This window comes from Weissella kandleri (assembly GCF_001438705.1).
Lineage (GTDB): Bacteria > Bacillota > Bacilli > Lactobacillales > Lactobacillaceae > Weissella > Weissella kandleri.
The window spans coordinates 284,460-306,945 of sequence record NZ_JQBP01000001.1; the positions used below are offsets into that span (position 1 = coordinate 284,460).

The following is a 22,486-nucleotide window of genomic DNA, read 5'->3' on the forward strand; positions in this document are numbered from 1 at the left end:
ATGGCTACAAAAACTTATATCGCAGCAATTCAAGAAGCGTTGGATCTGGCACTTGATCACGATGAAAATACTTTGATTTTTGGAGAAGATGTTGGTAAAAATGGTGGAGTATTCCGAGCGACAGATGGTCTGCAAGCTAAATATGGAGAAGAGCGGGTCTTTAATACCCCTTTGGCTGAATCTGGAATTGGGGGAATGGCGATTGGACTCGCCACACAAAATTACCGGCCGATTATGGAAATTCAATTTTTCGGATTCGTGTTTGAGGTGATGGATTCTATTGCTGGGCAGATGGCACGGACCCGGTTCCGCTTTAATAATACCAAAGAGATGCCAATTGTTGTGCGGGCGCCATATGGGGGCGGAACTAAGACCCCTGAAATGCACGCGGATAATTTAGAAGGAATGGTAGCACAAGTGCCCGGAGTGCGGGTTGTAATGCCAGCTAATCCAGCTGATGCTAAAGGGTTATTATTGAGTTCAGTCGAGTCGAATGATCCAGTCATCTTTTTGGAAAATTTGCATCTCTATCGGTCTTTGAAGGGTGAAGTTCCTGAGGGTTATTATACGACGCCATTGGATGAGGCAGTGATTACGCGTGAAGGAAAAGATCTTTCCATCATTAGTTATGGAGGCGGTGTGCCCGTTTCGTTAAAGGCCGCTGAAGAATTAGCTAAGCAAGGAATTGATGCAGAAGTGGTAGATTTAAGGACGGTTTCACCATTAGATTTGAAGACCATTGGTGCTTCAGTGGAAAAGACCGGTCGGGTTTTGGTTGTTCAAGAAGCGCAACGCATGGCAGGAGTAGGAGCCACCGTGATGGCTGAAATTGCAGAACGCTTTATTTTAAGCTTGAAAGCTCCGATTGGGCGAGTTGCGGCGCCTGATTCAATTTATCCATTTGCGCAAGCTGAAAATGATTGGATGGTTAAGGCTGACGACGTTGTGGCTAAAGCACAGGAGGTTGTAAATTATGACTGAAATATTTAAGATGCCAGATATCGGTGAAGGGATGGCAGAGGGAGACATCACCAATTGGTTAGTGAAGGTTGGTGACCATGTAGCCGTTGATGATTCGGTGGCAGAAGTGCAAAATGATAAGCTCATGCAAGAAATTTTATCGCCATATGAAGGAGTTGTAACGAAGCTTTTTGTAGAGCCGAATACAACCGTGGCAGTCGGTGACCCTCTGATTGAATTTGATGGGGATGGCAGTGACGATGTTGCAAAAACTGCTCAACCAGCTAAGGCGGAGACCCAATCTCAAGCGCATGATCAATCCGTTTCCAAACCAGCTACCCCAACAGCGACTGAAGTGAGGCCCAGTATGCATACGGCCACGAATGGGAATGTGTTGGCAATGCCATCCGTACGCCATTATGCAATTGAGCATCAGATTGATTTAAATCAGGTGCCAGCTACAGGACGGCATGGACATATTACATTACAAGATGTTCAAAACTTCACCAACGTAGCACCAGAAGCATTAGAAGCGAAACAAGTGATGGACGATTCAGTGACGGCCCCAAAAAAGGCCACTCCAGCATCCGCAACACCGGTTGAAACGCAGGCGGTCCCAAGTATGAAGGCGGGCAGCCAACCAATGTCTGGTGTGCGCAAAGCAATCGCGCATGCGATGGAAACACAAAATAAAACGATTCCAACTGTTACGAATTTTGATAGTGTTGAAGTCTCAAATTTAGTTGCTCATCGTCAACAATTTAAGATGGTGGCTAAGGATCATGATATTCATTTGACATATTTGGCTTATGCAGTGAAGGCGATGGCCGCTGTGGGTCAGAAGTTCCCAGAGCTAAATGCTTCCGTGGATATGGACAAGAGCGAGATTGTCTATCATGACACCGTCAATATGGGAATTGCGGTGAATGCGCCAGCTGGGCTATACGTACCAGTGATTGCGCATGCAGAAAGTAAGTCCATTATGATGATCGCCAAAGAAATTGCTGAATTGGCTAGTGCAGTACGTGAAGGGACTTTGAAACCGGCTCAAATGCAAGGAGCTACCATGACAATCTCTAACTTAGGTTCTGCGCGGGGAACTTGGTTTACACCGATTATTAATGGGCATGAGTCCATTATCTTAGGTCTTGGATCGATTGTAAAAGAACCCATCGTCAATCCTGAAGGTGAGTTGGCCATTGGTCAGAATATGAAATTATCTTTGAGTTATGACCACCGCTTAATAGATGGAATGTTAGCCCAAGAAGCCTTGAATTACTTAAAGCAATTGTTGGCTGATCCGGCCTTTATGTTAATGGAGGTGTAAGCATGGTTGTGGGTGCACAAGCAACAGAAGTAGGAACCGTGGTGATTGGTTCAGGACCTGGCGGATATGTCGCCGCAATTCGGGCGGCCGAACTGGGACAAAAGGTCACGATTATTGAACGTGATGAAATTGGTGGAGTTTGTTTAAATATTGGATGTATCCCTTCCAAAGCTTTGATTAATGTAGGCCACCATTATCGTAATAGTGTTGAAGAAAATCCTTTTGGTTTAACTACGACGGGAACATTAGATTGGGCCCAGACTCAGGATTGGAAACAGCATCAAGTGGTTGAAAAGTTAACTAGTGGGGTTGCCATGTTGTTGAAGAAACACCATGTGGATGTCATTAAAGGTGAAGCGAGTTTTAATGATAATGAGACCTTAAATGTGGTGCAAGAAGATGGGCACCAATTATTACAATTTGAAAATTGTATTATTGCAACGGGATCACGCCCCGTCGCGATTCCAGGCATCCCATTTAATGGGCGCATCGTTGATTCAACGGGCGCTCTAAGTTTGCCAGAGGTTCCGCAGCATTTAATCATTATCGGTGGTGGCGTAATTGGCTCAGAGTTGGGTGGAGCTTATGCGAACCTAGGAGCTGACGTTACGATTGTTGAAGGGTTAGACCATACTTTAAATGGTTTTGATAAAGAAATGACCAAGCCTGTTTTGGATGATTTCAAAGCTCATGGTGGGCAAGTCTTTACGTCAGCGATGGCTAAATCAGCTGTTCAAACCGATGATGATGTAACTTTAACTTTTGAAGTTGATGGTAAAGAACAAACCGTGACGGGTGATTATCTATTGGTATCAGTTGGACGCAAAGCTAATACTGACACTTTGGGCTTAAATAATACGGATATTAAAATTGGTGATCATGGACTGTTGGCAGTCGATGATAGCATGCAAACTAATGTGCCTCATATATATGCAATTGGTGATATTGTCGCTGGACCAGCATTGGCGCATAAAGCTAGTTTCGAAGCCAAGGTCGCAGCCGCAGCGATTAGTGGAGCAGCAAATGCGCATGATTTGCACTATTCGTTGCCTGAAGTGGCCTACACGCATTATGAGCTAGCAACGACTGGTGAAGATTTGGCGTCAGTTAAAGCTAAGCAATTAGATGTTAAAATGACGAAGTTTCCCTTTGCCGCTAACGGACGGGCCTTAGCGATGGATGCTGGCGTAGGTTTTGTTCGTTTGATTACTGATAAAGCTACGAACGCCTTATTAGGAGCGCAAATTGTCGGTCCTGGGGCTTCTGATTTAATCTCCGAATTGTCATTGGCGATTGAAAATGGCTTAACAACTGAAGATATCTCATTGACAATCCATCCCCACCCAACTTTAGGAGAAGCTTTGATGGACGCAGCTGAAGTCGCGGATGGCCTTGGAATTCATATTTAGAAATTGATGGCAGATAAATGATGATATAAAACTATTAATACATCCTTATAGATAAGGGTGTATTTTTGTTTTTAGCCTGCAGACAAGAATGATCAGTATTCGATTAGTAAAATGAATTAGATGAACATTTAAATAATGATAACTTTGTGAATGATGACAAGAGACTGACTTATAATATGGTAAGATATTTGTAAACGAATACACAATTGAAATAAAATTTTGGATAAGTGTAATACTTGGCATGGATGAAGGAGGAAAACATGTCGTTTTTTAAAACTAATGACGGAATTCAAATTCATTATCAATTAGATGGTCCGCATAATGGCACCACCGTGTTACTACTGGGGGGCTATACTAGTAATATTGCTACTTGGGCGGAACAGATTGAAGCGTTTAACGCAGCCGGTTATCGCACTTTACGGCTCGATTATCGCAACCATGGCCAAAGTGAACAAGCCGCGCAGGGACTTCGAATTGCGCGTTTGGCGATGGATGTAGCTGAGCTACTACATCAACTGGATATTACAGCGGTACATGTCATTGGGCATTCAATGGGTGCTAGTGTGGGGGCATTATATCTATCGCTTTTCGGTAATCAAAAGGTCTTAAGCATAATTACGGAAGATCAATCACCAAAAATGTTAAATGAAGGAGAATGGCAGGCTGGTCTCAAAGACTCGGATTTGAGTCAATTAGGCAGTTTTGCGGAGCGTTTTCCACATATTAAATTAACGCAAAAGCATTTAAGTGTCGAGATTAAAAGGGTTTTGGCAGAAAATTACACGCCGTTTGACTTTAAATTAACGCATCCGTTATTGGTGGATGGGATTGCGCAAGATTGGCGCGATGTTTTGCCGGCCGAACATCGACCGCATTTATTTATGTCGGGGGATGCGTCACCGTTGTATCCGGCTAATTACCCAGAAGTTGCGTTAAAATTACAAGGGAATGCGCAATCCCAGACCTATCATTTTGAGGGAGTGGGGCACGTGCCACATCTCGAATCAGCAGATGAATTTAATCAGGTCGCTTTAGCGTTTTTTGACCAAATTAATTAAAAATTCGGCTAGAGTATAACATATTAAGCAAAATCAGCTTGTTTATTAATATATAAGCGTGATATTGTAAATAATATGAATATTTTTATTTTTGGTAATATTCATTTGATAAACTGTGTTAAAGATTATAGATGCAATTTTAAAATAATGTATATCTATTTATTTTTATAATAAATAGATATTATGATGGTGACCATATAATTAGGTTGCGTTAACCATATAGAAATATGCTGGTTGATTTTGATAATGTTATGCTTGTTTGTGCATTATTTAGGCATCGTTAAATTAATGCAAATTACCCAAAAAGAAGCAAGTATACATAAGGAGTGATGATTAATGAAGGTAATAAAATTCGATAACTTAGGCTTTGAAGTAGCGGGTGATGGAGTTGAAAAAGTGACCGATATTTATGTGGGCCCAGAAGATGGTAGTGAATATTATGCGATAATGGTTGATCGAAATGATTCAGGCCATTTAGTTGTTTCTGAAGAGGCAATTAATTCAACTTTTAATCAACATAACTTACCACGAGGTTCATATGGCTATTTCGCTAAAACGGAGTTTGGAATGATCAGGCTAGATAGCGATACTGTTAATACAGTGTTAATCTCAACAAAAACTAAAAATCAAAAGTCATTGTTTAAACCTAAGCAAGGTTATTTTAAAACCTTTTATCCAAAATTAAACTTACAAGATTTTGCCGTTTCTGTAGTGATGGCAGTACACAATGCAGAACCATATTTACAAGAAGCAATTGATAGTTTGGTTGCTCAAACAATTGGGTTTGATAAAATTCAGCTCATTATGGTAGATGATGGTAGTACTGATCGTTCCGGAAGCATCGCGCAAAAGAATGCCGAACGTTACCCTAATAATATTAAGTACATTGCGTTACCCGAGTCAAAAGGGGTTTCTGTAGCACGTAATACAGGCCTGGACTATATCCAAGGTGCTACAGTTAATTTTATGGATTCAGATGATGTTTTACATCCTCGTTTATTGGAAAACTCCTACAATTTATTTTATCAACATCGTGATGAAGTCGATGTGATTGGATTTCCAATTAAGTTTTTCGGTAATATAAATCGTGATCATCCCCTCAACTATAAATTTAAAGAGCAAAAAGTTGTTTCTTTATTAGATGAACATTATAATTTCGTGCAATTGTCTAGTTCAACAGCATTGGTTCAAGCTGAATATTTTAAAAGTGGTTATCGGTTTAAAGAAGATGTCGTAGTTGGTGAAGATTTCTTATTAATGAATCGAATTATCAAACATAAAATGACCTTGGGCGTTATATCGGGGACGCCTTATTACTATCGCAAGCATGGCTCAAGTACATTGGATACAATTACAGATCATAAAGAAAATTATTTAGATAGGGTTAAAAATTTGCATTCTGTTTTAGATGATGCGCAAAATTTCTTTGGCTATATTCCAAGATATTTTCAATTTGCGGTAATGTACGATATTTTTTGGTTGGTTTCTAGCACAGATCTTAATCAAGAATTATTGAATGATAAGGAGCAAAATAAATATTTAACGTGGATTGATCAACTTTTTGATCGTGTTGATTATGATGTTCTTAATAGTAATCGCAATGGAAGTTATTGGTTAATTAATTATTATTTACAAAAGAAAGCTGAGCGGCAAGGCCGTGAAAATTTGAAGTTAGGTAGTCATTTAAATGATACAGTGAACTTGTATAAAGAAAAAGATATTATTACGAATATTGATGGCGTTGACGACCGTTCAGATGGTGTAGTGATCTGGGGGCATTTGCTAATCCCAGAAATGGTTGCTAATAAATTAACGGCACGATTATTTATTGGTGATCACCCATTTGAAGGTACCTTTAAAACAGCAGTTAATTTGAGTCGTAAAACGCTGGGTTCGGAATATTTACATGCTGCGTATTTTGAATTTAAATTGCAAGAAGATGAAATTATTTTAAACGAGAAGATTGCGTTGGAAGTTACCGTCGATGGAAATGTTATTTATCCGCGTATGAACTATGGTAAATTCTTACCAGGGATTCCTGATGACATCTTTGGTTTAGCTCATGTTAATGAAGATTTAGACCTTGTTTATCAAAAAAATGCACTTCAATTCAGTAACCAAAAAGATTTTAACCAGTTGAAATTGGATAATAAACTGGTGGTGCTAGATAGTGAACTACTGTCTTTGTATAAACAATTTGCTGGCGGTACGAAACCAATTTGGGTCTTCCAAGACCGTTTAGATTTGGCGGATGATAATGCGAAAGTAATGTATGAGTATGTATTAAAAAATCATCCAGAAATTGATGCTTACTTTATCATTAATGAAGATTCGAAAAGTGTGCCGATGTTACAAAAATTAGGGGGACATGTTGTTTACGCTGATACTTATGAACATTATGCGGTGGCATTAGCAGCGGATATCTTAATTTCATCGGCGGGAGAAGATGCCGTTTTCCGTTTTTTGCCTCAAAAGTTAACCAAGTTTTATATGTTGGCTAAATTTAAATTTGTCTTTTTGCAACATGGATTGTCATTAGGAGTTGATTTAACAACGTGGTTAGCGAAGACAAATAAAAACATCCAGATGTTTGTCTTATCTTCACGCCAAGAGTTCTTGTTGAACGGACGTGATATTAAAGATAATTTACTATATCCAAAAGAAGTTTTCCAATTAACCGGTTTCGCGCGGCATGATTTATTAACTGAAGCAGCCACAACTAAGCATGCTGAGAAAACAATTTTGTTCGCACCGACTTGGCGTAAATATTTAGTTTTGCCTAATCATGAATATGACGAACATTTTGTTGAATCGCAGTATTATCAACAAATTGAAGCTTTGTTAAATAATGAAGCGTTAAAAAATGCCTTAACACAGGCTAATGTTAAACTTAAGTTCTTACCACATCCATCCATGCGTCAGCAAAACGCAGACTATCACGTCGATGGACCTGTTGAAATCATTGAAGATAATTACTCTAAGGCGCTGTCAGAGGCGGATATGATGATAACTGATTTATCAAGTGTTAGCTATGATTTTTCTTACTTAAAACGACCAATTTATTATTGGGATTTGGAGTTTGATGTTAAAAAACACAGTATGGATAATGCTGATTTAAATACTCGTCGCCTATTCGGTCCTGTTGTTAAAAGCAATGATGAATTAGTAAAGATTTTAATTGCATGTATTAAGCATAATAAGTTCAAGATGGATCCAAAATATATAAAACGTGTAGACGACGTTTTTAAATATAATGATAGCAAGAATCGAGAGCGAATTTTTAATGCTATTACTAGACTATAGGTGGAGAAGCGAAATATGAAAAAATGGGCTAAAAGAGCGGGAATTATTTTAATTTTGATTGGATTATGTGGTAGTTTATATCTGAATTTTAAATTGAAGCCTTATTATGATAGTGCCATGCAAATTCAACAGACGAAGGTAAAGCCGGGACAGTATTATCAAAATAATGATAAAAGTAAGAAAGTCATTGTGCATGATAATATTGTAAATGTTAATGGTCAAAATTTTTACATGGTTCAGTCGGTTGATAGAAATAAAAATGTGGTGACTCTTCAAAATATGAAGACGAATGAATCTTTTGTTTATAAGATTGCGCGTATCGATAACAAATATGTTTTGCGAACAATTGAAAAAGGGGCTGTTGGTAAAATTGCGATTACTTGGAATAGGTAAATACATTTAAAAATTGGAGAAAAAAATGAAAAAAGTTCTATGGAGTATCTTGGGTGTCATTGTTGTGTTGGCTGTCGGAATTTCTGGATATGCATATTATCAGTTGCATAATGCGACATCAAAAATTAATTCTTCTGATAGTACATTGAGTAAGGTTTCCGATCAAAAGACCAGTTCTGGTAAATCCGTTTCATATTTGTTATTAGGGACAGATACTGGGGCTTTGGGTCGTGATTATAAAGGTCGAACTGATACGATGATGGTCATGACGGTTAATCCCAAAGCTGAAAAGACAACTATAGTGTCAATTGAGCGTGATACGCAGATTCAATTAAACGGGCATACTGCTAAATTAAACGCAGCTTATGCAGAAGGCGACGCTGATTCAGCAATTAGCGCCGTTGAGAATCTATTAGATATCAAACTGGATGGGTATATGTTAGTTAATATGAACGGCTTGAAGCAATTGGTTGAATCAGTTGGTGGCGTGACGGTAACCGCACCATTAACGTTTGATTATGAAGGCTATTCATTTGTGAATGGTCAAAGCTATAGTATGGATGGGGATGAAGCCTTGGCCTTTTCTCGGATGCGTTACGATGATCCAAAGGGGGATTATGGTCGACAAGAGCGTCAGCAAATGGTTGTGAAAGCTGTTTTGAATAAGTTAAAGCAAAATCCAACTTCAGCCTTATCAAATAGTTTCTTAGCTTCAGTTTCAGATAACGTTCGCTCAAATATTTCTCAATCTTCTTTCCAAAATTTGGCAATGAAGTATAGTAAAGCGGCTAATACAATTGAAACCGATCAAATTATGGGAAATGGTATCATGGAGAATGGCGTGTCGTACCAAATCATTCCACAAAATGAAATCAACCGCGTGCATAATGAAATTGAAAACGCTATGAATGAACAATAGTCGGGAGATGGTAAAAAGCTAAATGATGGGCATTTAGCTTTTGTTTATGCATCTTTGATATTTAAAATTAATTATTTTAGGCTGGAAATGGAAGTAGGTAAAATGAAAAATAATATCAAATTAACGCTTTCAGACGGTAATTTAGTGGTTGATTTTCAAAATGATAGTGTTAAAAATTCAGTACATTTATGGCGAATTGATCAGCAGGAACGACGTAATCGGGAACGAGTATATATTTCCGGTTGGACTGATCAAAAAAGTTTAACGGTGCCTTTGTATAAATCGGGAAATTATTATGTGCAGATATTTAATTTTGATACAGGTAAAAGTTTGATATCAGAGCAGGTGACGGTGAATGATGAATATATCATGGATCATACGCCGAGTTTATATGGGATTGACCGACAACGTGAAGAGTATTTTGCTAAAATGATGCAGAAGATGTATGTGGTTGGTATGGACGAACTGCGTTCAACTTTATTGCAATTTACCAATAGTAAGAATATTTCTATTTTTGTTAGCTCATTTGAAGGAGCCCGCGCTGCTAATTTCTTGTCGGCTGATGAATTTTTCCGAGGAACTTTACAAATTAGTCATTTGTTAGCTGCTGATCGTATGCAAGTCGGATATCAAATGTCCATGACGTTTAGGCAAACATATGAACCCATCAATATTTATGCAGATAAATTGGGTGATAAGGATATCGTCATAGATTTTAGCGACGGGAATGAAAATAGTGTTAATACACATAAAGATTTAAATAGGCTGCGCCAATCAGGGGCCGAAGTTATTCCGTTTAATGCGATTTTAAATGCAGCTTTTATTAATAAAGTTTTGGTTAACCCCTTAGCGAAAACATATGAATTAGGAGCACAAGTTTTATATGTCCGTTTTCCTACTTCTAAGGGGATTCAAAATAAATCAGCATATGAAAGGCAAGCTGCGCAAACATCGATTTCTAAAATTCGCGAAATGGCCCGCCATGATCAATTTCCGCAAAGTTTGTTAGAATTAAATGAATCATCTGAGTATATGCAACAAGTTATTGACGGTTGGTCATTAGATACGTATGCAGGGTATGATTTATTACAAGATAAGGCTGAGACTTATGTTAATATTCAAGATGGTCATCGTATGATACCTGATGAACAAAAAACACAGGGTGAGCGGAATGTCTATTTCTTAGGTAATTCTGTCATGTATGGGATTGGCAGTGATGATGCGAATACGATACCTAGTATTATTGCAGAAAAGGCCAAGGCAGATGGTTTAGTAGTAAATGTGGAAAATAGAGCTAATTTTTCGATGAATGATTATATTCGGGGCACTAATTTATTGAAGCATTTACCTATTCATGGAAATGATGTAGTTGTATTTGGATCTCATCAAACTTTGAATGCAAAACAACAAGCGGCCTTGAAGGGGAATTATCTGGATTTGCAGCCATATGTCGAACGTCCACACGATGATGGTGAACTCTTTGTGGATATGACACATTTGACGCGTAAAGGTTATCGACGAATTTCAGAACCAGTTTACGAAGTTTTAAAAGATAATTTTTTAAAGAATTAAATTAGGGCTAAAAATAGGCTCGCCTATTTTTAGCTATACATAAATAATAATGTGTTAGGTGTAGGTTATAGATTATGAATTTTAAAAACATAGCGCAAGTCATTGATCGATTCGGGGCTTCGGAGAAAAGGGTTACTAAAAATTATCAACAATATCTGGAAGCACAGTTTGGTAATTGGGAACAGCTGCCTAAAACATATAATGAAGATCATCAGCAGTACCGATTTAATAGTGCTGGAGTAGACGTTGTTATCACGCACCAAGGTCGGTTTAATCATGAAGTTAAACAAATTAAACTAATAACTGGGCAAGAAAAAGTCATTATTAGGTTGAATCGGCGTAAAAATGCAACTTTGTTTAAATTTTACCAATTAGAAACCGGACGGCATCTGCGTGACGAATATCGTGATGGTCAGAATCGAACATACTTAATATATTATTTTAATCGCCGAAATCGAATTAAAAGTTATCGGTTAAATTTTTTGGACCAAGATTATGATTTTCAGACATCAGCTGATTTATTAGCATTTTTAAATCAAGTTGAGACCCCTGTCAATTATCAAAGACAAATGATTGAAATACAACAGGTGCATGTAAATAAAGCGGGATTGATTTTAGACGATGAACTGTTAAAACAAATTAATGAAGCACGCTGGATTGATCGTCAGCAACAAGCTATGATACCGGCTAATTTACAGGCTATTGATGCGACCAAAAAAGAAATTACCTGGCCTGATGATTTGGAAGCGGTGGTCGCTGATTATGAATTACAGCTTTTGTTTCGAGGAATTTATTTTGCAGTAACGCAAAATGGCATTGAGAAGATACCTGTAGATCAACGAGAAATTCTATTAAGCGTTGAAACGGCAAGCCCTGTGATTAAACTAGGTTACAGTCATCAGAAACATTTAGTGCTGAAGGTGATGAACGAGCAAACGGCGCTAGATTCGGTTAATTTGAGTGGTTCGCCCATTTTTGTCTCAGATGTGACCGAAATTGGGCAAATAATTCAAATTAAATTGGCGCTAGTTTTAACTAAAGTCAAAAACGTCACTTTTTTTCAGAAAATTGGGGCAAGTGAGCAGGATATTTCAATTCAGGCGCTAGACGTGGCGGATAATTTAATTGTTTTTCAAAAACATGCCTGGTTGGATGATCACGAGCTCTACATCCGTTATCAACAGGAGAATGGAAATTTTCAGCAAAAATTAGTTTCTTTTAGTCAATGGTTACGTGCAGTGGTGCAGCAAAGTAATGTTCAGTTGATGACGAAACAAAATCATTTTGAATTAGTCATGTGGATGCAACCAACGCTCACTCCGGTAGGTTTGAGTTTAGCAATTCGCAATCGTGGCTCTAAGGAGACTTTGTATTTATCATCAGACGCGAATGATGAGAATGGTAAGAAAGCTTACCAATTTGATGTGCATCAATTTCCGTTTACTACTGGAATTACACGGGATAATTACGACGGTACAATCTATGATCTTTTGTTTCGGTTAGATTATCCAGGGGTGTCTGTTGGGAAATACCATGTGCGGGCAAAGTGGAATCATAACATGCCAGAAGAATTGAGTAATGAATATGAAGATGATGGACAGGTTTTGTTAAATCCTTATGGGACATCAAACCATCAAGAATTATCATTACGCACATATTTTCTTTCAAAGGAGGCATTAATTTTTTATCAAAGCTTAAAAAAGCAACACTTAACCGGTCATAAACGTAATACACGGCCGCAGATGGTAATCGTTGAATCACCAGATCGAGCGCAAGATAATGGGTTAGCCTTTTTCAATTACTTAATGCATTCACAACAACAGCCTTTTGATGTTAAATATGTGTTGACGGCGGATTCAGCGGATTGGAAAAATCTAGCAGGTTATGAAGATCGAGTTGTTGTTTACAAATCTAAGGAACATTTTGAATTGATGGCGCATGTTGATCTCGTAGTTCATACGAATTCTTCATTTTATGCATATCCCGTCAATACTAGCTTCTGGCAAGGGTATCAAAAGCGGGTTAAGAAGATTTTCTTACAACATGGTATTATGGGGGTTCGTGACTTGTCACGCTTGTATGGACGAAATCCAATGTTTACCAATCGCTATATTGTTTCAAGTCAACGAGAACAACAAATGACGATTCAGCAAATGGGTTACCGGCCATATGAAGTTGCCTTGACGGGGCTTGCCCGGTTTGATGAATTATTAAGAAAGCATGCTGAATGGCCGGAAGCAAAAGTACGACAGAGAATTTTAATTATGCCTAGTTGGCGTAAAGGGCAAGATCGGTTAGAACCAGATGAATTTATGCAAACAGACTTTTATCGCCATTTGACGGCACTATTGATGCATCCAGATTTAAAAGATTTAATCAAGCGAGAGCATTTGCAAGTAGATTTGTATCTACATCATAATTTCCAACGTTATAATCAGCTGTTTGCATTAACGGGAGTACATGTCATTAGTGAAAAGGAAGATACGGTTCAAAAACTATTGATTAACCACGGATTATTAATTACAGATTTCTCAAGTGTTGCTCTAGATTTTGCGCTGCAAAATCGGCCGGTATTCTATTATCAATTGGATGATAGTTTGGCCCAAAAAGAACAGCAAGTTAGTCAACTATTTCCTGGATCTATTTACTGGCAGGTGGATGAGTTATTACAAGCCGTGGAAATTAGCTTAAAGCAAAAGCATTTGATGGTAGCCCAGCCTGATAAGTTGGATGATTTATATCTACAACGGGATACTCATGCAAACGATAGAATTTTAGCAACAGCAGAAGCATTGATGGACACTAAACAAAATTTTCAAAATTTTTATGAGTATCATTTGCATAAAGTAAAACGTAAACTCAAACATCTATTAAAGAAATTACGATGAATCTGGATAGAGGGGCACAGAAGAGGTCAATGAAAAATTTAAAGGGAGCCTATGTCAAATTTGAAGCAGCAGGCGTGCAGATAAAATTGCAACGTCTGGGTGGCACGCAAATTGATCAATTTTGGCTGGTTAATCAAAAACAAAATTTAAAAATTTCGCTTCATAGTCGACAATGTGCAGACGATCTTTTTGAAATTAATATGGACGAATCGACTTTTAGTGATTTAACACATAATTTTCGGTTTGTGATTTGTGCCCAAGTGGATGGTCAGTTGTATCAGATTGTGAATGTTAAGACGCTTGGTATGCCGACTTGGGCGCGTTATTTTAATCCATTGGCGGCTTTGGCTAGCGCGGGACGGGACGTGATTCCTTATATGACTCCTGATGGCATTTTAGCTGTGTATCTTTGTAAGAAATTTTATGCTGATGGAAAAGAGCGTGGCTTAATTGCAAAACAACGCTTGGATGAAATTATTGATGCCCCACAAACATTAACGTTTGTCGTCCAATTTAAACCGGTGTATCCACAAAATTTAAACCACATTAGCGGGATAACTTTGAGTTATCGGCGTAGTGATGCGACTGTGGATTTGCAACCTCAGCACCAGGCAATTGAAAGGCTAAACGGATGGTGGGAAATTCGAGCTAGCTTTAATAAGTCTGATATTTCTAATGAAATATATAGTGATTCATATATCTTAATTGTACATGCAGATAAGAATCAGTTGAATTTAACGTATCAGGTTAATGCAATTTCGCGTAAATTTTATCAACAGCTACATCGTCCATATCGAGATGTATTTAAAATTAATGCACAAAAGAAGTTGTTAGTGCAAGTCGCTTTTAATAAAGCGTTATGGATTCATTATCGCGATTTACACCAAGTAGATTTGCCAGAAGTTCGAGAGCGGGAAGCTCAAGCTTTGCGCCGTTATCGCCCCAATCAGAAAAATGGGAATATCATTATTTTTGAAAAAGAGGCACAAATGGCGCAAGACAACGGTTTCGCCTTATTCTGTTACTTACAAACGACGTCTTTGGCTGAGCATACATTCTATGTCATTGACACCAAAGCGCCCCAAGCACATGATTTGGCACCTTGGGCGTCACAAATTTTACCGCTTTTTAGTGATAAATATTATCAGCATTTAATTGAAGACCAAATGTTAGTAGCCTCAGAGAGTATTCCGCATGTTTATCAATTTAATTTTAATTTTGGAAACATAATTGAACTAGCCCGTCAAAAGAATAATTATTTCTTACAACATGGGGTGGTGGGCATTCGTAAATTGGGGGACGTCTTTAAGTATCAGCGCTCCGGTTATGATTATATCAACTCGTCTACGAACCACGAACGGCAGTTGATTCAGACAATCTTAAAATATCCCCGGCGTCGGATTAATACATTTGGGTTACCACGGTGGGAAAAGTTAACACCGCAGCTTTCACAGCGGATGATTTTATATTTTCCAACATGGCGCGAAAAATTAGCTTATTTAACTGATGAAGAATTTTTGCAAAGTGATTATTTCCTGGCAATTCAAGAACTAATTAGCAGCCCAATCTTACAGGATTTATTAAAAGAAAATCATTATCAATTAAAGGTGTTTTTGCATCCGAAGATGCGTCGGTTTAGTAAATATTTAGGGGAAAACGAGCAGATCATGGTAACCGACAGTAGTCAAGAAGCCTTGGGACAAGTCATTCATGATGCAGATGCAGTTATTTCTGATTATTCAAGCATGGTTTGGGATTTTGCCTATCAACGAAAGCCTATTATTTTATTCCAGTTTGATCAAGCAGAGTATGAACAACAATGGCATGGCTTTTTTGATAAAACGATTTGGAAATTTGGTCCAGTTGTGATTAATCTAGATGCTTTGTTAGTGGAACTAACTAATTTATTCCAAAATAATTGTCAGATGGGAATGGAATACAGGCAGGCAGTTGATGCACAATTAGCTGATATCACGGACATTAATGCAAAACATACTCAATTTATCCGCAATAAGTTGAGCCATCAAAGACCTGTGCATTTAAATTTAAGTAGTTGGCAGAGACTTAGTTGGCATTATTTTTTGGTAAACGTTCGACAATATTTGCGCATGTTGAAGCGACGCATCTTGTCAGTGAAAGTTTTTTGGCAATAAAAATAGCATAAAAATGTTACATTAATATATTATGTACGTAGTATGATGAAAGAGGGTTAGTTGTGAGAAAAATCCAGCAAGACAATCAAGATATTCAATTACCATTTGGGACTAATGGGTTACCTGGTTATGCCCTGGAAGCTCAAAATACAGTAGTGGTACCTTCGATTTTAAATAATCCATTTTTTAAAGACTTTAATTTATTAAAAATTAGCAAGCAGTTAAAGGGCTTGCGGAGTAATCCCGATTTACAGAATATTTTAATACCCTTTGAAATTCTCACTGGCATTACCATTGAGTTAGATGATTTGGAGTATATTCAATTACATTTAACAGATACTTTATCGAAAAAACATTTATTGTTAGTTCAGCCTGTAACAGATGGGAAAAACTTGAAGGTGCAGGTTTTAAATTTGGGATTAAAGGATGTGAAAATTGAAGTGGGGACACTAATTGCGACCGCTTTAATTCAACGAGCCATCCAGTAAATAATATTACTTAGTGATAGAAAGAATTTATTAATGAAAATTACCGCTCAAAAGATCAAAAATTTTATTAAAGCCTCTAAACTATTTGGGTTTTGTTGGCTTTTTTTCGGTTATATTTTAATAACTATTTTAAAAGTATTTGTAAAACCGAACGAAAAACAAATATTATTTATGTCTTATAGTGGACGGCAATATTCAGACACGCCATTAGAGGCTTATCATTTGTTGCGTGAAGATCCGGATTTTGCTGATTATGAATTGGTGTGGGCGTTTAATCGGCCACAAGATTTTCAACAATCTGCCATACGACGGAAGGTATCTTCTAATAATATCAGTTATTTTTATCATTTACTGAAATCAAAATATTGGATTTCCAATACGAGTATTGATCGCTTAGTCCCGTTCAAGCATCCGAATAATATCTATATCCAATTTTGGCATGGAATTCCAATGAAGGCGCTAGGACATGCAGAAAATGGTTTAGCACCACTAGTGCAGTATTGGTACGATCATGTGCAGATTGATGATTTATTCACCTATGGTCCATATGATACTGAAAAGTTAACGAATCTGTTTCCACAAACACAAAATGTTTTGGAAGTCGGACAACTACGCAAAAACATTAATTTACGTTACGACCGTTTATATCGGGCGAAGCGCATCAAAAAGCAGTTAAACATTAAGAATAATAAACCAGTTTTGTTATATGTTCCTACCTATCGGAGCGGGTCAGATTTGCATAGTGGAATCTTATCTGATCAAGCCTTGCAACAATTAACTACAAAATATAATGTAATTTATCGTGGTCATTATTTTACTGAGGATGAAAAGCCTGATAATTTGATTGTTGCTTCAAAGTTTTCTTTATATAAATTATTTATCGTGGCTGATGTTTTAGTTACTGATTATTCATCAGTTTTCTTTGATTTTGCCGTCTATCAACGACCTATTTATTTAATCCAAACCGATATTGATAGTTATCGGCAAGAACGGGGCTTTAGTTTTGAACCAAGTGAAACTGGCTTGCCCATTTTTTATAAAGAGCAAGTGTTTGTTCAACAGCTCTTAGAAACGAAGCCGTATCCAGTTGAAAAGTTAGTACAGCTTAATCAGAAATTTAATTCGCATGCAGCTACTGAGACGGTCCAGAGCTTAAAACAAATTATTAAAGAAAATTGAATTAGATGTAGGTAGAATATTATGAATAAAAAAAATAATTGGTTAATAAATGCTATAGTAATTTTGGTAACTTTAGGCGCATTGGTTGGGTCCTTTTTTTGGGTTCATGCTTATTTAAGTCGAGATAGTTTAATCGGGAAGTCTTATAAAACACAAGAAAGTTATATCGATAGTTCAGATAGCAATCGACGGATTGTTTGGAATTCCACGGTAGATTTTTTAAAGAACGGGACCATGATTATTACTTCGAACGGAACGTCGCTGAATGGGCAGTTACAGCAACAAGTTGTGCAATATGGTCGTTACGGACGTCCCCGGCATGGGAATATTGATTTTATTTTAAGTTCTAAGTATATTGTTGATACTGATAACCAAGCTTCGGGCAAATTTGGGGTGCAACATTCGATTAATAAAGATTATTATTCTAATCAAAAGGGATTATCAAAAATTTTAAGTATTAATGGAGATGGTAATCATTTAACGTTAACCCAACAAAACTTAAAAAACGACCAAAAACGCCAAATTAGTTTGACTGAAATCAAGCAAACTCAGCAATCATCATATAATCAGCGGGTGCAAGCGATTAAGCTTAAAAATAAAAAACGCAGTCAAGCTGGATTAGATAAATTGAATAACCATCAATACGGTGCTGTGTTAGCGTTAGCAATGGTTCGAATTAATCAGTCAAAATTAGATGAAAAGCTCGATAGCGATCGAGCTGTTAAAGCTTTAGCACATAATCCGCATGCGATTCAGAAAGTGACGTTAACTGAAGATTTGGCCCATAACTTAATCAAAATTACGTATAATCAAAAGATTATATTAGGTGTTCATCCTCAAGGCGATCGCTTGGAATTGTTTGTGATGCGTGCTGGAAAATTTATTCCGGTTGGACAAACGAAATTGACTGACCTTTATCAAGAAATGTATGGCTTTAGTGAAACTTCAAAGCAGATGTTGGCAACTTATCAAAAGGTGCAAAAGTCGATAGTTGTTGAAGGTGACATTAATTTGAAAACTTTAATAAAATAGTTGAGGGTAAACAATGAGTGATGAACAAGAATATGAGCAACGACCTTTTCGTTCGCGAAATAGTCGGATGCATGAAAAGCCAAGAGGCCGGTTTAGTTTTGGGCGATCATCGCACAATAAAGGCCATAAAAAGCCAAAAGCAGTTGAAAATGTAACGATTGATCAAAGGGAAACATCCAGGCCAGTTGATGTGAAACCAATAGATAATCAATACACTCCAAAATTTAATATGGAGCATTCAGCAGTTAAAATTAGAGCTGAACATGTTTCAAAGCGTTTTGAAATGTTACAAACGCGGAGTGATAAATTAAAGGCGTTATTTAATTTTAGGCAACGTAATCAAAATTATTTTTGGTCTTTACGTGATGTTTCGTTTGAAGTTCTAGAAGGTCAGACGGTGGCGATTGTCGGACTGAATGGTTCAGGTAAATCAACTTTATTGAAAGCAGTGAGTGGATTCATTCCCATTACTAGCGGTTCTTTAGACGTGAATGGGGCGGTGTCTGAAATTTCCGTGAATGCGGGATTACGAACCAATCTATCGGGGCGAGATAATATTTATTTACGGATGTACATGTCGGGCTTTACGAAGAAGCAAGTTAATGAGCGTATTGGTGAAATTATTGAATTTTCAGAACTTGGGAAGTTTATTGATCAGCCGGTGAAGAGTTATTCATCCGGAATGCGCTCTAAATTAGGATTTTCCATCATGATTCAAACCGATCCAGACATCATGATTATTGACGAAGCCTTGTCAGTTGGTGATTCCACTTTTGCGGCCAAGTCTTTTGCTAAAATCCAGGAATTCAAGGAACGTGGTAAGACCATTTTCTTTGTTAGTCATTCAGATAGTCAAGTGGCTCAAATCGCAGATAAGGTGATTTGGATGCATTATGGACAGCTGATCGAATTTGGTGATACTAAGGTTGTTTTAAGTAAGTATCAACGGTGGCAACGCAATTTTGCGCAAAAACCAAAAGCATCACGGCGGCGTTATATGCAAAATGCGAAGCGGAAGCAAGCACAGTTTGATCCGGCGGTTGTCTCAGATGATACACCATTAGTGAATTTAGATTTGTCGCCAAAAGAGCAACGACGTGCTTTTTTGTTTGGGACGGCCCGCAGTAACTTAGATCAAATTCATTTTGGGGTCGTTAATTGGGCGATTGTTGGTGGATTGATTGGCTTATTTATGGCCGTTTCACTTTATTCAATTCAAGTTGCTTCCCAAACGCGGAATGCGGCTGCGATTGAAAACGCTAAAATCTTGAAAAAACGTGAATTAGATAAACAAAAGCGATCAGATCAGGATCGGAAAAAAGATGCAGTTGAAAGTTCAATGGACAGCATGATTGCTCCATCGGTTGATGATGCTCCGGCTTATGTTGCACCTACAGTTCCAGCGGTGACCCCTAGTGTAAGTAGCAGTAGTAGTCAAGCAGTTGTTCCTACACCTGTAACTCCGCCAGCTAATGATTCAAATAATTCACAACCGCCAGTAGATAATTCCAATTCCGATAGTGGTACAAATTCGGATGGAGATAATATGGATTCAGGAGCAGCTTCTCCTACTGATGGTAATAATTTGGAACATTAATGATTTGAAGAAAATTTAAAGGTAGGTAAAAATGAATAGTTTAATTCAAGTTTTAATAGAACAGATTAAGAATCATCAGATTGCTCAACGGATTGTTAAGTATGATCGGCGCAGTTCGAGTCAGGACTATTATTTAGGTCAAGTGTGGGAAATTATTAACCCCATCTTACAAGTGAGTGTCTATTTTTTGATGATTTTTATGGGATTGCGTAGTTATTCCGATCGAGCGGGTGGTTCATGGGGCTTTTTGTCTTGGATGCTAGTTGGAATGGGTGTTTACCGTTTTATATCACAAACGATTAATGTTGGTTCTAAAGCAGTGAAGCGTCAACTAGGAATTGCAGCGAAAATGAATTTTCCTTTGTCAATTGCTCCGCAAATTTCGCTTTTGAGTAATTTGTTGCCCTTATATGTGTTAGTTTTGCTTGGTGTTGGAATTCGGATGTATGCCCATTTATCAGTGCATATTAACCTAATTGCCTTGGCTTATTATTTTGCTGCTGCTGTTTTGTTTGCATATGGCATGGCTTTATTATTATCAACACTTGTGATTATCGTACCGGATTTGTCTCCGTTGATTGGAACGGCTTTAAATATGGGAATGTGGTTGAGCGGGGTTATTTTCCCGGTTGAAAGTATGTCACCAGTTTTGATGGATATTTTACAACTAAACCCAACATATTATTTAGTGTATGGTTTCCGTAATACTTTATTTGGAAATGAAGCGGCATTTAATATTAATTGGGACAATATGACCATTTTATTTTGGACTATTACCCTGATTATTTTGATGGTTGGTTCACACTTACATTTGAAGTTTAAGTCACAATTCTCAGAATATGTCTAAGTTAAGGATTGAAATAATGGAAACGCAGCAAGAATTATCAATACCTGAAGTTCAACAGCGAATCTTAGCGATGTATGATGATGTTATTAAGTTTTTTAATGATAACCAGATTCCTTATCTTTTAACGGGTGGCTCAGCACTAGGTGGCACTCGACATCATGGATTTATTCCCTGGGATGATGATATGGATTTGGGTTTGTTAAGGGATGATTATCAAAGATTTGTTGCTGAATATCAACCGCAGAACACGCAATTCCAATTAAAGAGTTTAGAATACGATGCGAATTGGGAGAATGGTTATGCCCGGGTGATTGATTTACAAACTGGTTCAATCAATCAGTATTTGAATATTAACCACGGGGTCTTTTTAGATGTTTTTCCCATCGACCATTTGCCAGATTCTAAGCAAGGGCAAAAAAGACATTATTATCAAATGAAAATTTTGGATGTTTTGAGAAATAGTAAACGGCGTGTGGGATATCGAGATGATGAATCAAGGTTGGCCGTTTTTTGTAAGGAAAGTTTACGGATTGTCTTGAAGCCTTTCAAAATTAGTTATTTTGCGCGAAAGATGTCCACATTAGCACAAAAGACGAATGCAAAATATAAAAATTCGCAAGTGATGAGTTTGTATATCGTACAAGGCATTAATCAACAACGTGAAACGAATGCAGCTTCTATTTATCAACATCGCCAAAAAATTCAATTTGAGGGACGTGAAGGATATGTACCAACAGATGTGCAAACTTATCTCACGCATTTATATGGCCCACAATATTTAGAATTGCCCCCCGTTGAGGCACGCAAAGCACATGGTCATTTTTATCTAAAATAAAAAGCGGCTCAAAAAATGAGCCGTTTTATTATGGATTTTTAGTTAAGTTATGTTGATTTAAATCGTTTTTGATTTGGCTAGTGGAAATTTCCGGAGTGCGTTGTAAGTATATAACTTCGGCATCAGTCTGATCGGCGATATAGTCAAACTTACCTTGCCAGTCATCACCCATGACAAAAATGTCGGCTTGGTATAGTTGAATGTCAGAATTTTTTTGTTCCCAAGAAGTTTCAGGAATCACCAAATCGACATAGCGAATGGCCTCTAAGAGTTGCTTTCTTTTTTCATAAGGAAAATAGGTCTTTTTTTGTTTAGCATCCCAATTAAATTCATCAGTAGATAGAGCGACAATGAGATAATCTCCTAAGTCATGGGCCCGTTTCAACAGATTAATGTGACCATAGTGTAAGAGGTCAAATGTTCCATAGGTAATAATTCTTTTCATAACGATTCCTTCAGTATATTAATAGTTAATATATTCAATTTAACATATTATTGGCCGAATAGGGGATTAATCGCATCCGTA

The 22,486-nt window shown here is 37.5% G+C and carries 17 protein-coding genes; 16 read left to right on the plus strand and 1 reads right to left on the minus strand.

Features of this window, described 5'->3' with window-relative positions; translation table 11 throughout:
* The 16 genes from IV73_RS01440 (at window position 1) to IV73_RS01515 (ending at window position 21,960) form a co-directional block, all read left to right on the plus strand.
* Window positions 1-981, plus strand: coding sequence for an alpha-ketoacid dehydrogenase subunit beta (locus IV73_RS01440; protein WP_057753776.1), 981 nt, complete (start codon window positions 1-3; stop codon window positions 979-981).
* Window positions 974-2,287 (plus strand): dihydrolipoamide acetyltransferase family protein, encoded by a 1,314-nt coding sequence (locus IV73_RS01445; RefSeq protein ID WP_057753779.1) that lies wholly within the window; start codon window positions 974-976, stop codon window positions 2,285-2,287. The genes IV73_RS01440 and IV73_RS01445 overlap by 8 nt, the downstream gene beginning before the upstream one ends.
* A 2-nt stretch (window positions 2,288-2,289) precedes the next feature.
* Window positions 2,290-3,696 carry a dihydrolipoyl dehydrogenase gene (gene lpdA, locus IV73_RS01450; RefSeq protein ID WP_057753782.1) on the plus strand — a complete coding sequence of 469 codons (1,407 nt, stop codon included), beginning with the start codon at window positions 2,290-2,292 and terminating at the stop codon, window positions 3,694-3,696.
* A 260-nt stretch (window positions 3,697-3,956) separates the two neighbouring features.
* A complete protein-coding gene (locus IV73_RS01455) occupies window positions 3,957-4,754 on the plus strand; it encodes an alpha/beta fold hydrolase (protein ID WP_057753790.1) in 798 nt (265 codons plus the stop codon).
* 336 nt (window positions 4,755-5,090) lie between these two features.
* Window positions 5,091-8,057, plus strand: coding sequence for a bifunctional glycosyltransferase/CDP-glycerol:glycerophosphate glycerophosphotransferase (locus IV73_RS01460; protein WP_057753792.1), 2,967 nt, complete (start codon window positions 5,091-5,093; stop codon window positions 8,055-8,057).
* 15 nt (window positions 8,058-8,072) lie between these two features.
* The gene (locus tag IV73_RS01465; RefSeq protein WP_057753796.1) at window positions 8,073-8,450 is read left to right on the plus strand and encodes a hypothetical protein; all 378 of its coding nucleotides are present in this window, start codon (window positions 8,073-8,075) and stop codon (window positions 8,448-8,450) included.
* Window positions 8,451-8,475: 25 nt separating this feature from the next.
* Window positions 8,476-9,369, plus strand: a complete 894-nt coding sequence (locus tag IV73_RS01470; RefSeq protein ID WP_057753799.1) for an LCP family protein — start codon at window positions 8,476-8,478, stop codon at window positions 9,367-9,369.
* A 102-nt stretch (window positions 9,370-9,471) separates the two neighbouring features.
* On the plus strand, window positions 9,472-10,941 hold the full coding sequence (locus tag IV73_RS01475) for an SGNH/GDSL hydrolase family protein (RefSeq protein ID WP_057753802.1): 1,470 nt from the start codon (window positions 9,472-9,474) through the stop codon (window positions 10,939-10,941).
* A 74-nt stretch (window positions 10,942-11,015) separates the two neighbouring features.
* Complete coding sequence (locus IV73_RS01480) at window positions 11,016-13,829, plus strand: CDP-glycerol glycerophosphotransferase family protein (protein WP_057753805.1); 2,814 nt, start codon at window positions 11,016-11,018, stop codon at window positions 13,827-13,829.
* A 29-nt stretch (window positions 13,830-13,858) separates the two neighbouring features.
* Window positions 13,859-15,982, plus strand: a complete 2,124-nt coding sequence (locus IV73_RS01485) for a CDP-glycerol glycerophosphotransferase family protein (protein ID WP_057753808.1) — start codon at window positions 13,859-13,861, stop codon at window positions 15,980-15,982.
* Window positions 15,983-16,044: 62 nt separating this feature from the next.
* Window positions 16,045-16,470: a hypothetical protein gene (locus tag IV73_RS01490; protein WP_057753811.1), complete on the plus strand. Its 426-nt coding sequence runs from the start codon at window positions 16,045-16,047 to the stop codon at window positions 16,468-16,470.
* Between the two features lie 33 nt (window positions 16,471-16,503).
* Window positions 16,504-17,649 (plus strand): CDP-glycerol glycerophosphotransferase family protein, encoded by a 1,146-nt coding sequence (locus IV73_RS01495; protein ID WP_057753814.1) that lies wholly within the window; start codon window positions 16,504-16,506, stop codon window positions 17,647-17,649.
* Window positions 17,650-17,670: 21 nt separating this feature from the next.
* Window positions 17,671-18,681: a hypothetical protein gene (locus tag IV73_RS01500; RefSeq protein ID WP_057753817.1), complete on the plus strand. Its 1,011-nt coding sequence runs from the start codon at window positions 17,671-17,673 to the stop codon at window positions 18,679-18,681.
* A gap of 13 nt (window positions 18,682-18,694) precedes the next feature.
* On the plus strand, window positions 18,695-20,278 hold the full coding sequence (locus tag IV73_RS01505) for an ABC transporter ATP-binding protein (RefSeq protein ID WP_057753820.1): 1,584 nt from the start codon (window positions 18,695-18,697) through the stop codon (window positions 20,276-20,278).
* Window positions 20,279-20,309: 31 nt separating this feature from the next.
* A complete protein-coding gene (locus IV73_RS01510; protein WP_057753823.1) occupies window positions 20,310-21,125 on the plus strand; it encodes an ABC transporter permease in 816 nt (271 codons plus the stop codon).
* 16 nt (window positions 21,126-21,141) lie between these two features.
* Window positions 21,142-21,960: a LicD family protein gene (locus IV73_RS01515; protein WP_057753826.1), complete on the plus strand. Its 819-nt coding sequence runs from the start codon at window positions 21,142-21,144 to the stop codon at window positions 21,958-21,960.
* A 28-nt stretch (window positions 21,961-21,988) separates the two neighbouring features.
* On the opposite strand, the gene tagD is transcribed toward IV73_RS01515, so the two are convergent.
* Window positions 21,989-22,405: a glycerol-3-phosphate cytidylyltransferase gene (gene tagD / locus IV73_RS01520; protein WP_057753828.1), complete on the minus strand. Its 417-nt coding sequence runs from the start codon at window positions 22,403-22,405 to the stop codon at window positions 21,989-21,991.
* Window positions 22,406-22,486 lie beyond the last annotated feature (81 nt).

Excerpts from the sequence above, each read along its gene's own strand:
- IV73_RS01485 (WP_057753808.1), top strand. The coding sequence starts at position 13,859 with ATGAAAAATTTAAAGGGAGCCTATGTCAAATTTGAAGCAGCAGGCGTG.
- tagD (WP_057753828.1), bottom strand. The coding sequence starts at position 22,405 with ATGAAAAGAATTATTACCTATGGAACATTTGACCTCTTACACTATGGT.
- IV73_RS01465 (WP_057753796.1), top strand. The coding sequence starts at position 8,073 with ATGAAAAAATGGGCTAAAAGAGCGGGAATTATTTTAATTTTGATTGGA.
- IV73_RS01475 (WP_057753802.1), top strand. The coding sequence starts at position 9,472 with ATGAAAAATAATATCAAATTAACGCTTTCAGACGGTAATTTAGTGGTT.
- IV73_RS01515 (WP_057753826.1), top strand. The coding sequence starts at position 21,142 with ATGGAAACGCAGCAAGAATTATCAATACCTGAAGTTCAACAGCGAATC.
- IV73_RS01495 (WP_057753814.1), top strand. The coding sequence starts at position 16,504 with ATGAAAATTACCGCTCAAAAGATCAAAAATTTTATTAAAGCCTCTAAA.
- IV73_RS01505 (WP_057753820.1), top strand. The coding sequence starts at position 18,695 with ATGAGTGATGAACAAGAATATGAGCAACGACCTTTTCGTTCGCGAAAT.
- IV73_RS01455 (WP_057753790.1), top strand. The coding sequence starts at position 3,957 with ATGTCGTTTTTTAAAACTAATGACGGAATTCAAATTCATTATCAATTA.
- IV73_RS01470 (WP_057753799.1), top strand. The coding sequence starts at position 8,476 with ATGAAAAAAGTTCTATGGAGTATCTTGGGTGTCATTGTTGTGTTGGCT.
- IV73_RS01500 (WP_057753817.1), top strand. The coding sequence starts at position 17,671 with ATGAATAAAAAAAATAATTGGTTAATAAATGCTATAGTAATTTTGGTA.
- IV73_RS01460 (WP_057753792.1), top strand. The coding sequence starts at position 5,091 with ATGAAGGTAATAAAATTCGATAACTTAGGCTTTGAAGTAGCGGGTGAT.
- IV73_RS01510 (WP_057753823.1), top strand. The coding sequence starts at position 20,310 with ATGAATAGTTTAATTCAAGTTTTAATAGAACAGATTAAGAATCATCAG.
- IV73_RS01445 (WP_057753779.1), top strand. The coding sequence starts at position 974 with ATGACTGAAATATTTAAGATGCCAGATATCGGTGAAGGGATGGCAGAG.
- IV73_RS01440 (WP_057753776.1), top strand. The coding sequence starts at position 1 with ATGGCTACAAAAACTTATATCGCAGCAATTCAAGAAGCGTTGGATCTG.
- IV73_RS01480 (WP_057753805.1), top strand. The coding sequence starts at position 11,016 with ATGAATTTTAAAAACATAGCGCAAGTCATTGATCGATTCGGGGCTTCG.
- lpdA (WP_057753782.1), top strand. The coding sequence starts at position 2,290 with ATGGTTGTGGGTGCACAAGCAACAGAAGTAGGAACCGTGGTGATTGGT.